The sequence below is a fragment of the Rheinheimera sp. genome (assembly GCF_965283995.1).
In the GTDB taxonomy this organism is placed as follows: domain Bacteria; phylum Pseudomonadota; class Gammaproteobacteria; order Enterobacterales; family Alteromonadaceae; genus Pararheinheimera.
This window is the reverse complement of the sequence record NZ_CBDIQG010000001.1, coordinates 406,864-418,739: the sequence shown is the minus strand read 5'-3', so window position 1 is coordinate 418,739 and position 11,876 is coordinate 406,864. Positions and strand designations below refer to the sequence as shown.

General features: G+C 50.7%; 10 protein-coding genes. 3 read left to right on the top strand and 7 right to left on the bottom strand.

Features of this window, described 5'->3' with window-relative positions:
* Positions 1-19 precede the first annotated feature (19 nt).
* The 7 genes from ACQ66Q_RS01925 to ACQ66Q_RS01895 form a co-directional block, all read right to left on the bottom strand.
* Positions 20-1,942, bottom strand: coding sequence for a SurA N-terminal domain-containing protein (locus ACQ66Q_RS01925; RefSeq protein WP_430455244.1), 1,923 nt, complete (start codon positions 1,940-1,942; stop codon positions 20-22).
* A gap of 190 nt (positions 1,943-2,132) precedes the next feature.
* Positions 2,133-2,405, bottom strand: coding sequence for a nucleoid-associated protein HU-beta (hupB, locus tag ACQ66Q_RS01920; protein ID WP_031565609.1), 273 nt, complete (start codon positions 2,403-2,405; stop codon positions 2,133-2,135).
* 210 nt (positions 2,406-2,615) lie between these two features.
* Positions 2,616-5,012 (bottom strand): endopeptidase La, encoded by a 2,397-nt coding sequence (gene lon, locus ACQ66Q_RS01915; protein WP_430455243.1) that lies wholly within the window; start codon positions 5,010-5,012, stop codon positions 2,616-2,618.
* A gap of 226 nt (positions 5,013-5,238) precedes the next feature.
* Entirely contained in the window at positions 5,239-6,519 is a 1,281-nt protein-coding gene (clpX, locus tag ACQ66Q_RS01910) for an ATP-dependent protease ATP-binding subunit ClpX (protein ID WP_430455242.1), read from the bottom strand.
* Between the two features lie 70 nt (positions 6,520-6,589).
* The gene (clpP, locus tag ACQ66Q_RS01905; RefSeq protein ID WP_037045517.1) at positions 6,590-7,195 is read right to left on the bottom strand and encodes an ATP-dependent Clp endopeptidase proteolytic subunit ClpP; all 606 of its coding nucleotides are present in this window, start codon (positions 7,193-7,195) and stop codon (positions 6,590-6,592) included.
* Between the two features lie 110 nt (positions 7,196-7,305).
* On the bottom strand, positions 7,306-8,616 hold the full coding sequence (gene tig, locus ACQ66Q_RS01900) for a trigger factor (protein WP_430455241.1): 1,311 nt from the start codon (positions 8,614-8,616) through the stop codon (positions 7,306-7,308).
* Positions 8,617-8,823: 207 nt separating this feature from the next.
* Entirely contained in the window at positions 8,824-9,309 is a 486-nt protein-coding gene (locus ACQ66Q_RS01895) for a GNAT family N-acetyltransferase (RefSeq protein ID WP_430455240.1), read from the bottom strand.
* A 147-nt stretch (positions 9,310-9,456) separates the two neighbouring features.
* Here ACQ66Q_RS01895 and pxpA point away from each other — a divergent pair, with 147 nt between their 5' ends.
* From pxpA to ACQ66Q_RS01880, 3 genes are read left to right on the top strand one after another with little or no spacing between them, the layout of a single operon-like run.
* Positions 9,457-10,209: a 5-oxoprolinase subunit PxpA gene (gene pxpA, locus ACQ66Q_RS01890; protein WP_430455239.1), complete on the top strand. Its 753-nt coding sequence runs from the start codon at positions 9,457-9,459 to the stop codon at positions 10,207-10,209.
* Positions 10,206-10,919 carry a DUF969 domain-containing protein gene (locus ACQ66Q_RS01885; RefSeq protein WP_430455238.1) on the top strand — a complete coding sequence of 238 codons (714 nt, stop codon included), beginning with the start codon at positions 10,206-10,208 and terminating at the stop codon, positions 10,917-10,919. Before pxpA ends, ACQ66Q_RS01885 begins: the two co-directional genes overlap by 4 nt.
* A complete protein-coding gene (locus ACQ66Q_RS01880) occupies positions 10,919-11,866 on the top strand; it encodes a DUF979 domain-containing protein (RefSeq protein ID WP_430455237.1) in 948 nt (315 codons plus the stop codon). The genes ACQ66Q_RS01885 and ACQ66Q_RS01880 overlap by 1 nt, the downstream gene beginning before the upstream one ends.
* Positions 11,867-11,876 lie beyond the last annotated feature (10 nt).

Sequence of the window (11,876 nt, the reverse complement as noted above, 5' to 3'; positions counted from 1 at the left end):
TTTTTTATATTATTCAACGTTACTGTTGTTCAGTAGCTGCAGTTAACACAGCCAGATTGCGGCTGATTTCTGAACGTTCCCGCAGTGCTTTTTGCACAATCGCAAAGTGAGACTGACTCAGTTGGTTTGCCAGATTATCCAGCTCTGCCTGCGCCGGCTCGCCTTGTGCCGGAACATCAGTCACTTTACTGACCAATACCAGCGCGGCATCACCACTTTGCAGTTTGGTGCTACCGAAGCTTACTGCTTTGTCTTTGGTTGGTTTTGCCAACTCAAACGCCTTGGTACGGATCTCTGCATCAAGCGCACCGCCAAACCGCGCGGTAGCAACTGATTTCTCCAAGGTCAGACCATTGGCTGCAACCAGTTCGCTGATCGCTTTACCGGACTGTAACTCAGCCAGTAATACAGCAGCTTTTTGCTGCGCCAACTCTGCGGATTGCTCAGCAATGTAAGCCGACTGTACTTCAGCTTTCACTTCATCAAATGTCTTGTTCTTCGCAGGCTGATGCTCAACCAGACGCGCGACCACTACATGTTGAGGTGCCAGTTCAACCACATCACTGTTCGTGCCGGCGCTGATGAAATCAGCGTTGAACACCGTATCAAGGAATTTAGGTGAATTCAGGGCGCCAGGAGCTGTCGCACGGCTGAACATGGCGGCAGTCTGCACTTTAGCGCCAACGGCAGTGGCAGCGTCTTCCAGATTATCCGCCACTTCAAAACTGACTTCAGCCAGCTTTTGTTGTAACTCGGCGAATTTCTCCGCAGACTTCTCAGATTTAACTGCAGCAACAATAGTGTCTTTCACTTCATCGATGCTTTTCACTTTGGCCGCTTCAACTTCGGTCAGTTTGATGATGTGGTAACCGAACGATGTTTTGACCACCGCTGATAAATCACCGGCTTTGTTTAATGCATAGGCTGCCGTTTCAAACTCTGGCTCCATAACACCTTTAGTGATGAAATCTAAATCACCACCGTTTTCAGCAGACACGGTGTCTGCAGAGTGCTGCTTCGCCAGCGCCGCAAAATCAGCCCCGCCCTGCAGTTCTTTCAGAATAGCTTCAGCTTTGGTTTTAACATCGGCATTGTCTTCTGCAGATTCCAGCAGAATGTGCGACACGCGGCGGCGCTCTTCACCCTGATAGCGGCTCAGGTTGGCATTGTAATATGCACTGATGTCGCCATCATTGACCTGAATGTCTTTAGCCAAATCAGCAGCGTTCAACTCAACGTACTGCAATGAAAGCTGTTCTGGCGTCGCGTAGCGGGCTTGATTCTGCTGATACCAGGTGTTGAGCTGAGCATCATCAAACTTGACGTCTTTTGCCAGTTCTGTGGCTTTCACCGTGGCATATTCAATATCACGGGTTTGCTGTTGTAAGGTCATCAGCGACTTCATTTCGCCCGGTAAGGCAAAATCAGAGCCAGCCAGACCGACTAACAACTGATTGCGGCTATATTGCTCACGCAACAAATCACGCAGCTGATTGGCAGTCAGATTACTCTGACGTAGTACAGCCAGGTAGCGGTCGTTGTTAAAAACGCCATCAACCTGAAATTCCGGCATTTTCACCACGGCGTCTTTTAAAAATTGATCGCTGATCGCGATGCCAAACACCGTGCTTTGTTGCTTCAACAGTGTTTCATCGATCAAACGCTCTAATACCTGATTACGGAAATTGTTCATGTAATTGGTATCAGCAGCCAGACTGGCGAACATCTCGCCAAACTGCTGTTCCATCCGTGCCCGCTCATTCTGATAGCTTTGTTCAAACTTCGTCCGGCTGATTTCTTCGCCGTTGACCACGGCAACCGGTTGGTCGGCATTGTTACCGAAGTAGCTGCTGACGCCTGAAACCGCAAACGTCAGGATAACGAGGCCCAGCACGACCTGAGCAATAATGCCCTGCGAACCATCTCTGATCTTTTCTAACATGCTTGATTTATCTCTTTTCGCTGCAATAGCTGGCTTAAAAAAAAAGCGCATCTTATCAGATGCGCCTTTTTTATAGAAGCTGTGAAGGAACTGTAACGACCTTAGTTGATTGTCATCTGAGCGACAGTGGCAACAGGCACGGGTTCCTTTGAGCCCGAATCACTTACCCGGCGCGCCGGATCAGCGTTTCTTAGTTCACGCTGTCTTTTAACGCTTTGCCTGGCTTGAAAGAAGGGATCTTCGCAGAAGCGATTTGGATCGTTTCGCCAGTTTGTGGGTTACGACCAGTACGGGCTGCACGCTCGCGTACTGCGAAAGTACCGAAACCAACCAGCGCAACTGAGTCACCTTCCTTTAAAGCTTCAGTAACGGCTTCGATGAACGCGTCAAGAGAACGACCCGCTGCCGCTTTAGAAATGTCTGCACCAGCAGCAATTTTGTCGATAAGTTGAGACTTGTTCACAATATCATCCCCTTCAATTGTTATTATTTTCTACAACCAGATTCAAAGTACATTCTTGTGTTCGGCTTTTGTTATATCAAGCCATAAACAGGCTTGCAAGCACAAATCCAAGGGTCCTGAAAAATTCTTGGTGTCTCGCCAGCCCTTGTCCTACAAGGGCTGCACCGAAACTGCCCCTAAATTAGCACAGCCTGAGCTTTTGAAAAGCCCCTAAACCGGATTTTTTTGGGTTTTTTTGGCTCTTGTGCTCTTTTTTTCTTCAGTGATCACAGACATACCGGTTGGCGGCTCCTGTAAAGCCAGTTCCAGCACCTCATCTATCCATTTTACCGGGCAGATTTCGATGTCGCCTTTGACGTTATCCGGAATGTCTTTTAAGTCGCGCACGTTGTCATGTGGGATCAATACCCGTTTGATGCCGCCCCGATGCGCTGCCAACAACTTCTCTTTCAGGCCGCCAATCGGCAGTACTTCGCCGCGCAAGGTGATTTCTCCGGTCATGGCAACATCAGCCCGTACCGGATTGCCAGTCAAGCTGGATACCAATGCAGTCACCATGGCGATACCTGCACTTGGACCATCTTTTGGTGTGGCACCTTCCGGCACGTGGATATGGATATCGCGTTTCTCATAGAAGTCTTCGTTGATACGCAACGTTTCCGCCCGGCTTCTGACTACTGTCATTGCCGCCTGGATGGATTCTTTCATCACATCGCCCAGTGAGCCGGTGTGCGTCAGTTTGTCTTTACCCACCACAGCAGCTGCTTCAATCGTCAACAAATCACCGCCGACAGAGGTCCAGGCGAGTCCTGTGACCTGACCAATCCGGTTACTGTCCTCAGCTTTACCGTAATCGAAACGTTGTACGCCCAGGAACTCTTCCAGATTGTCCTGACCAATCCGTACTGTCTTAACAGCTTTGTTTAGCAGTATTTGCTTCACGGCTTTGCGGCAAAGTTTGGAGATCTCACGCTCGAGACTGCGCACACCAGCTTCCCGCGTGTAGTAGCGGATAATACCAATGATGGCGCTGTCTTCAACTTCCAGTTCGCCTTTTTTCAGACCATTGCGCTCGATTTGTTTGCTGACTAAATGTTGCTTGGCAATATTGAGCTTTTCATCTTCGGTATACCCAGACAAGCGAATCACTTCCATCCGATCCAGCAAGGCTTCAGGGATATTCAGGCTGTTACTGGTAGCAAAAAACATCACGTCCGACAGGTCATAATCCACTTCCAGATAATGATCACTGAATGCAGAGTTCTGTTCCGGATCCAGCACTTCTAATAGCGCAGCTGCCGGGTCTCCGCGGAAATCTGATGCCATCTTGTCGATTTCATCCAGCAGGAACAGCGGGTTGCGTACGCCCACTTTGGCCATTTTCTGGATGATCTTGCCTGGCATTGAACCAATGTAGGTACGGCGATGTCCACGGATTTCCGCTTCATCCCGCACGCCACCCAGCGCCATCCGCACGTATTTGCGGCCAGTAGCCTTAGCAACCGACTGACCTAAAGAGGTTTTACCGACCCCTGGTGGACCAACCAGACACAAAATTGGCCCTTTTAATTTATTCACACGCTGTTGTACTGCCAGATATTCCAGAATGCGTTCTTTGACCTTGTCGAGACCATAATGGTCAGCGTTGAGGATTTCCTCTGCCAGAGCCAGATTCTTTTTCACCTTAGAACGGGACTTCCACGGTACCTGTGTCAGCCAGTCAATGTACGAACGAACGACTGTGGCTTCTGCGGACATTGGGGACATCATTTTCAGCTTCGACAGCTCAGCACTGGCTTTGTCTTTTGCTTCCGTTGGCATCTGTGCCGCTTCGATTTTACGACTGATCGCTTCGAATTCGTCCGGGGCATCATCCAACTCACCAAGCTCACGCTGGATCGCCTTCATTTGCTCATTCAGGTAATACTCACGCTGGCTTTTTTCCATCTGCTTTTTGACACGGCTACGGATCCGCCGCTCGACTTGCAGGATGTCAATCTCCGATTCCATCATCGCCATCAGATATTCGAGGCGTTCAGTGACGTCGATGATCTCGAGGACTTTTTGCTTATCCTCGACTTTCAGCGGCATATGCGCAGCCATCGTATCGGCGAGGCGCGCGGCGTCGTCGATGCCCGACAGTGCAGTTAACACTTCCGGTGGGATTTTTTTGTTGAGTTTGATGTAGCCTTCGAACTGATTCACCGCTGACCGCAGGAAAACTTCCTGCTCGCGGCTGTCGAGTTCAGGTGATGCAATTACATCCACATAGGCCATAAAGGTTTTATCGGTTTCGGTAAAGCCCGCCAGTTTGGCACGACGCCCCCCTTCCACCAGCACTTTCACGGTGCCATCTGGCAATTTCAGCAATTGCAGGATCGTGGCGACAGTGCCGACTGTAAACAAATCAGCCTCAGCCGGGTCGTCTAGTGTCGCGTCTTTCTGCGCCACCAGAAAAATTTGTTTGTCTTTGTCCATGGCCGCATCCAGGCACTTGATGGACTTTGCCCGCCCGACGAATAATGGGATCACCATATGCGGATAGACGACTACGTCGCGTAATGCCAGCACGGGCATGTGCAAACGTTCGACTGTTGCTTCTGTCATTAGAATTACTCTCGAATTAGTTACTGCAGGCGTGAGATAAGGAGTATATGGGGTTCAAAAGCTTCAGTTCAACGCCACAGCAAAAAAAATGCCTGTGGTGGCATACCATTGATTAAATGTACGGCAAGATATTGAATCAGGGGAAAAAAAAAGGAGCCAAAGCTCCTTTTATAATTCACGAAAAATGTGTGGATAACGATGCAGCAAGCATCGCATCAAGTGCAGCTTAATGTGATTCAGCTGCGACTTTTTCCGGGTTCTGATACATCAGGATCGGCTGCGACTCGCCGCGGATCACCGTCTCATCAACCACGACTTTAGCCACGTCCTGCATGGATGGCAGTTCGTACATGGTATCCAGCAATACACCTTCAACGATTGAACGCAGGCCACGGGCGCCGGTTTTACGCTCCATCGCTTTTTGTGCAATCGCTTTAAGCGCATCTTCACGGAACTCGAGCTCAACACCTTCCATCTGGAACAGCGCACCAAACTGTTTGATCAGCGCATTTTTCGGTTGACTCAGAATTTGCATCAGTGCGGCCAGATCCAGCTCAGTTAACGTGGCAACGACTGGCAGACGACCGATAAACTCCGGGATCAGACCAAACTTCACCAAATCTTCCGGCTCTACATCACGGAAACTTTCCGTCAGACTGCGCGTGGATTCTTTGCTTTTCACTTGCGCGCCAAAGCCAATACTGGAGCCTTTGGCACTGCGCTGCTCGATGATTTTATCGAGACCGGCAAAAGCGCCGCCACAGATAAACAGGATCTTTGACGTATCAACCTGCAGGAATTCCTGCTGCGGATGTTTGCGGCCACCTTGCGGCGGTACAGATGCCACTGTGCCTTCAATCAGTTTTAACAGGGCCTGCTGCACGCCTTCACCAGACACATCGCGTGTGATTGACGGATTCTCGGATTTGCGCGAAATTTTGTCGATTTCATCGATATAAACAATACCACGCTGGGCTTTTTCTACATCGTAATCGCATTTTTGCAGCAATTTCTGAATGATGTTTTCGACGTCTTCACCGACATAACCCGCTTCGGTTAAAGTCGTCGCATCCGCCATGGTAAATGGCACATCAAGCAGACGGGCTAAAGTCTCAGCCAGCAGCGTTTTACCACTACCGGTTGGGCCGATTAACAGAATATTACTTTTGCCAAGCTCAACATCTTGTTTTTGGCCAACAGTGCGTAAGCGTTTGTAGTGGTTATAGACAGCAACCGCCAGCACTTTTTTCGCATGTTCCTGACCGATGACATAATCATCGAGGTGGTTGCGGATCTCTTTCGGCGTTGGCAGTTTATTACCATCCCGTTTTGGCGAAATGTCTTTGATTTCTTCACGAATAATGTCGTTGCACAGGTCAACGCATTCATCACAGATATACACCTGCGGACCTGCGATCAACTTGCGCACTTCATGTTGCGATTTGCCACAGAAAGAGCAATACAGCAACTTGTTGCTCTTCTCGCCGTCAGTGCGGTGATCAGACATGGAACTACCTCATTCTTCCCAAAGCGACGCTTTCACGCCGCTTTTATTCAATCTGTGCTTAAAACTAAGCTTATTTGGCTTCGCGTTTGGTCAGGATCTGGTCGACCAGGCCATAATCCACCGCTTGTTGCGCGCTTAAGAAATTATCACGCTCGGTATCACGCACCACTTCTTCCAGCGTTTTGCCACAATGCTCGGCCATCAGACGATTCAGTTTTTCTTTGATCGTCAGAATCTCGCGGGCATGGATCTCAAAATCGGTTGCCTGGCCCTGGAAACCACCTAACGGCTGATGGATCATCACACGCGCATTCGGCAGGACATAGCGTTTGCCTTTGGTACCACCTGATAACAGGAACGCGCCCATACTGGCAGCCTGGCCAACACACACAGTCGCGATATCACATTTGATATACCGCATTGTGTCGTAAATGGCGAGGCCCGCGGTGACGGAGCCACCTGGCGAATTGATATAGATGTAGATGTCTTTTTCCGGATTTTCTGATTCGAGGAACAGCAACTGCGCCACGATCAAATTGGCCATGTGGTCTTCGACCTGGCCGGTCAGAAAAATAACCCGTTCTTTAAGCAGACGGGAGTAAATGTCAAAAGAACGCTCACCTTTGGCGGTTTGCTCGATGACGATGGGGACTAACGCGTTAACTAATTCATTCATATGAGGTGTTGACACCATAACTGATTCCCTGAAATGCGGCAGCACAAATGAAAATGGCCTGAACACTGCTGCTCAGGCCATTAAAGCTGTCGCCCTGACTAAAGTCAATCTTAGTTCGCAGCAGCCGGATTCATAATTTCGTCGAACTTCGCCGCTTGTTCAGTGACTTTGGCTTTTGCCAGCACCAGATCAATGGCTTGTTCTTCCAGTGCGACGTTGCGCATACCTTGCAGCAGCTCTTTGTTGCTGTTGTAGTATTGCACCACTTCTTTTGGATCTTCATAAGCTGAAGCAACAGTTTCAATCAGTGCCTGCACGCGGCTGTCATCAACCTGCAGGTTGTTGGTTTTGATCACTTCACCCAGTAACAGACCTACTTTGACGCGGTCACGGGCTTGTTCAGTGAACAGTGCAGCTGGCAGCTCTGGCAGGTTTTTCGCGTTCATGTTCTGGCCGAAACGTTGCAGAGCCTGACGACGCAGTACTTCCACTTCGCTGTCGATCAGAGCTTGTGGCACGTCCAGTTCATGGTTTGCCAATAAACCTTTGATCACTTGCTCTTTCACTTTGCCTTTGATGGCTTGGTTCAGCTCGCGCTCCATGTTCTTGCGAACTTCGGTGTGCAGCGCGTCAACAGTGTTTTCACCCAGGCCAAACAGCTTGACGAATTCTTCGTTTACTTCTGGCAGCACTTGCGTTTCAACGCTGTTCAGCGTGATCGCGAACTGTGCCGCTTTGCCTTTCAGGTTTTCTGCGTGGTATTCAGCCGGGAAATTCACGTCGATAGTGAATTGCTCGCCGGCTTTTTTGCCGATGATGCCATCTTCAAAACCTGGGATCATGCGACCCTGGCCCAGTTCCAGACTGAAACCAGCAGCTTTACCGCCTTCGAACTCTTCGCCGTCGATTGAACCAGTGAAGTCCATATTGACGCGGTCACCTGCAGCAGCTGCATCGGCTTTCGCAGCCCATGTTGCATGTTGCTTGCGCAGTGTTTCGATCATTTTGCTCATATCATCAGCAGCGATCTCAACCACTGGCTTAGTCACTTCGACTTTATCCAGACCGTTTAATGCAACTTCAGGATACACTTCGAAAGTCGCAGTGAATGCCAGATCCTGACCTTCAGCCAGTTGGCCTGGAGCGAAAGTCGGGTTGCCAGCCAGGTTCAGCTTGTTGCTGACGATAGCCTGATAGAAATGGTTTTGCATCTGACGTGATGCCACGTCTTGCAGTACAGACAAACCGAACATTTTTTTGATGATTGCGACTGGCGCTTTGCCTGGACGGAAACCATCTACGCGACGGTTTTTGGCAATTTGGCGTAATTCTTTCTCGACTTCAGCACTGATAGCAGCGGCCGGAACTGTAATATTGACGCGGCGCTCTAAACCCTGAGTGGTTTCAACAGAAACTTGCATTTTGTTACCTCAAAATCAAAATCGGGCGTAGCGATACGCCTGCTTACCAGAGCCTGGCACTGTTGCATTAGAAGCTATGGCCGCCAAGCTGAACGTTTAATAGGACGCGGCATTATAGCGGGGGTTTTTCTAGGCGTCGAGCTTTTGATTAAAACCCAGCAGTGACGCGGCCTGCCGCCGAATTTCAGCGTAGAATCCATGCATTTTTCAGCAGTTTTTTGCCGCAATTTCTGCAGTCAGAACCAGACGCCGGTAACCTGCACCATAATAATCTGACTCTTCACCACTGATCACAAATCCATGCTGTTGATAGAGCCGCAGCGCGGGTAAATTGTCCGGATCAGCAGTCAGCCAGATCTGGCGTACCTGCGGAGCAATGGTTGGTAATCGTTGTAGAAACGCGCGCAACAAGCCTTTCCCTAGCCCCTGGCCCTGCGCTTGCGGTGCCACAGCAAAAGACATCAGACTGAGACGGGATGATGCGATAAACTCTGGCCCACAAACGAGATAGGCCAGGATCTGACCATCCTGACGGGCAACCCAGAATAAATCCGACCATAAATCAAAGGCCTGACGAAAAAAAAATACCGGATAGACCGGCGGTGGAAATGCAGTAACCTCCAGTTCTGCCACTGCAGCAAGTTCATCTTTTGTAATGGGTCCAAAGGACACGCCAGCTGACAATTGCGTCATATACTCTCCTATTTACGCCGCAGCCCTGAATCTTCATCTGCGGACCTGTGACCGAGCCAGTGTACCGGTACGACCTGACGGCAGCCAGCTTTACAGCAAAAAGCGCAGCCTGTTAAGGTGCAGTCTGCTCCCGCGGATGGTGACCCGATGAAATACATTGATTTAAATGCCGACCTTGGTGAAGGTTGCGGTGATGATTTGGCGATTATTCCGCTGTTATCATCAGCCAATATCAGCTGTGGCGCCCATGCTGGCAGCGAAGCCGATATTCTCAAAGCGCTACAGGCCTGTAAACAACACCTGGTTTGTGTCGGTGCCCATCCCTCATATCCGGATCGGGCCAACTTTGGCCGCCAGAGCATGGTGATGCCTGCTGCCGATCTGACCACCAGCCTGCAACAGCAACTGCGCTATTTCCAGCAGTTGGCTGACGATACAGGTGTTGTAATGGCTTACGTCAAACCGCATGGCGCCCTGTACAACCAAGCTGCAGTCGATAGTGAGTTAGCGAGCCTGCTGGCGGATGTCATTAAAACTCATCGCGCTGATCTGGCCGTACTGACATTGCCCGGCAGCGCATTATTTCACGCGGCCAAAGCACTGGATTTACCGGTCTATCAGGAGGCTTTTGCCGACCGGGCTTATCTGGCAACAGGTCAGCTGGTGCCACGCAATCAGGCGGGTGCTGTGCTCGGTCATCAGGCAGCTCTGCAGCAAAGCCTGCGGTTGGTGCAAACCGGCTCAATCTACAGCGTCGACCAACAGGAAATAAGGTTAGACGCCGATAGTTTGTGTCTGCATGGCGACAGTCCGGAAGCGCTGCAACTCGCCTCTGACTTATCTTCGGCTTTGCAGCTTGCTGGTATTCGCATTCAGTCTTTTATCAGGGAATTCAGATGAACTACTGGCCCTTACTCGGCATCGCTGTTGTGATGATTGGTTTTGTCCTGCGTTACAATGCAGTTTTAGTGGTGATCAGCGCTGCGCTTGTCACGGGCTTGTGCGCCCTGATGCCGCCGGTACAGCTTCTCAGTGCCATCGGAGAGAGTTTTCTTAAAACCCGCTCGTTGCCAGTGATTTTACTGTTACCACTTGCCATTATTGGTTTACTGGAACGGCATGGTCTGAAACAACAGGCGCAACGTTTTATTGCCGGCGTCAAAGGTGCCACCGTAGGGCGATTACTCAGTATTTATCTGTTGGCGCGTGAAGGCAGTGCCGCGTTGGGCTTAACCAGTCTCGGCGGTCATCCGCAAATGGTCAGGCCGCTGGTCGCGCCGATGGCTGAAGCACTGGCGGAGCGCCAGCATCCTGGATTGACGCAACAAGTCAGGGATAAAGTGAAGGCAATGGCTGCCGCTACTGACAACATCGGTTTGTTTTTTGGTGAAGATATTTTCGTCGCCTTTGGCGCTATCGTGCTGATGCATACCTTTTTGCGCGAATCCGGTATCGAAACCGACCCGATGCACATCGCATTGTGGGGCATCCCAACCGCAATTGCGGCCTTTCTGATCCATGCGATCCGCTTACGCCGGCTTGACCACTACCTGGCAACAGAACAAGCAAGACTGGCAAAAGCTACCCAGCCAGAAACGGAGCGCAATTGATGCTGACGTTAACTCATCTGTACTGGCTGGTTGGCGCCATCATGGCACTGGTTGCAGTGCTGACTTTACTGGATGCGCAGCATCCCCGCCGGTTTCGCAGCGGTTTGTTCTGGTTAAGCTACGGCGCAATTTTTATTGTCGGTGATTATTTACCGACTGCGGTAGTTGGTGCATTGGTGCTCGGGATGGCGTTACTGGCCGGCCTTGGCGGACTCGCGGCCGGTCCTTATCAGGCGCTACCGGACCAGCTGCAACGGGTATCGTTAGAACGACTTGGTAAAAAACTGTTTATTCCGGCGTTGGCGATCCCGGGTTTTACCTTATTGCTGGTGTTAATCATGGGTCAGTTTCCGGCCCTGCACTGGTTTGATCCGAAGAACCTGACCTTGCTGAGTCTGGGCGTTGCCTGTGTGCTGGCTTTTGCCATCGCCTGTTACCTGACGCGTGAATCTCCGCGTCAGGGCGGTCTCGAAGCGAAACGCTTGTTGGAAGCTATCGGCTGGGCGTTTTTGTTACCGCATTTACTGGCGACCTTAGGGTTGGTGTTCAATCAGGCCGGCGTTGGCCAAATTATCGCGGCGCTTAGCCATGAATACCTGCAGCTGGACAGTCGGCTCGCCGCAGTCGCCGCTTACGCCCTGGCGATGGCCGGTTTTACTGTGATAATGGGTAATGCCTTTGCGGCGTTCCCAGTGATCACTGCAGGCCTCGGTATTCCGCTGTTAATTCAACAACATGATGCAAATCCGGCAGTGATGGCGGCGATTGGTATGTTTTGTGGCTATTGCGGTACGCTATTGACGCCGATGGCCGCGAATTTCAACATAGTGCCAGTGGCATTGTTAGGGCTGAAAGACCAGCATGCCGTGATCAAGGCCCAGGCGCCAACGGCGCTGGTGCTGCTGGCCGTCAATATTGTGTTGCTGGACCAACTGGCATTCTTATAACAGGCACCCT

Bases quoted from the DNA above. Each gene is read 5' to 3' on its own strand.
- clpP (WP_037045517.1), bottom strand. From the start codon at position 7,195: ATGAATGAATTAGTTAACGCGTTAGTCCCCATCGTCATCGAGCAAACC.
- ACQ66Q_RS01895 (WP_430455240.1), bottom strand. From the start codon at position 9,309: ATGACGCAATTGTCAGCTGGCGTGTCCTTTGGACCCATTACAAAAGAT.
- ACQ66Q_RS01925 (WP_430455244.1), bottom strand. From the start codon at position 1,942: ATGTTAGAAAAGATCAGAGATGGTTCGCAGGGCATTATTGCTCAGGTC.
- tig (WP_430455241.1), bottom strand. From the start codon at position 8,616: ATGCAAGTTTCTGTTGAAACCACTCAGGGTTTAGAGCGCCGCGTCAAT.
- lon (WP_430455243.1), bottom strand. From the start codon at position 5,012: ATGACAGAAGCAACAGTCGAACGTTTGCACATGCCCGTGCTGGCATTA.
- ACQ66Q_RS01880 (WP_430455237.1), top strand. From the start codon at position 10,919: ATGCTGACGTTAACTCATCTGTACTGGCTGGTTGGCGCCATCATGGCA.
- pxpA (WP_430455239.1), top strand. From the start codon at position 9,457: ATGAAATACATTGATTTAAATGCCGACCTTGGTGAAGGTTGCGGTGAT.
- clpX (WP_430455242.1), bottom strand. From the start codon at position 6,519: ATGTCTGATCACCGCACTGACGGCGAGAAGAGCAACAAGTTGCTGTAT.
- ACQ66Q_RS01885 (WP_430455238.1), top strand. From the start codon at position 10,206: ATGAACTACTGGCCCTTACTCGGCATCGCTGTTGTGATGATTGGTTTT.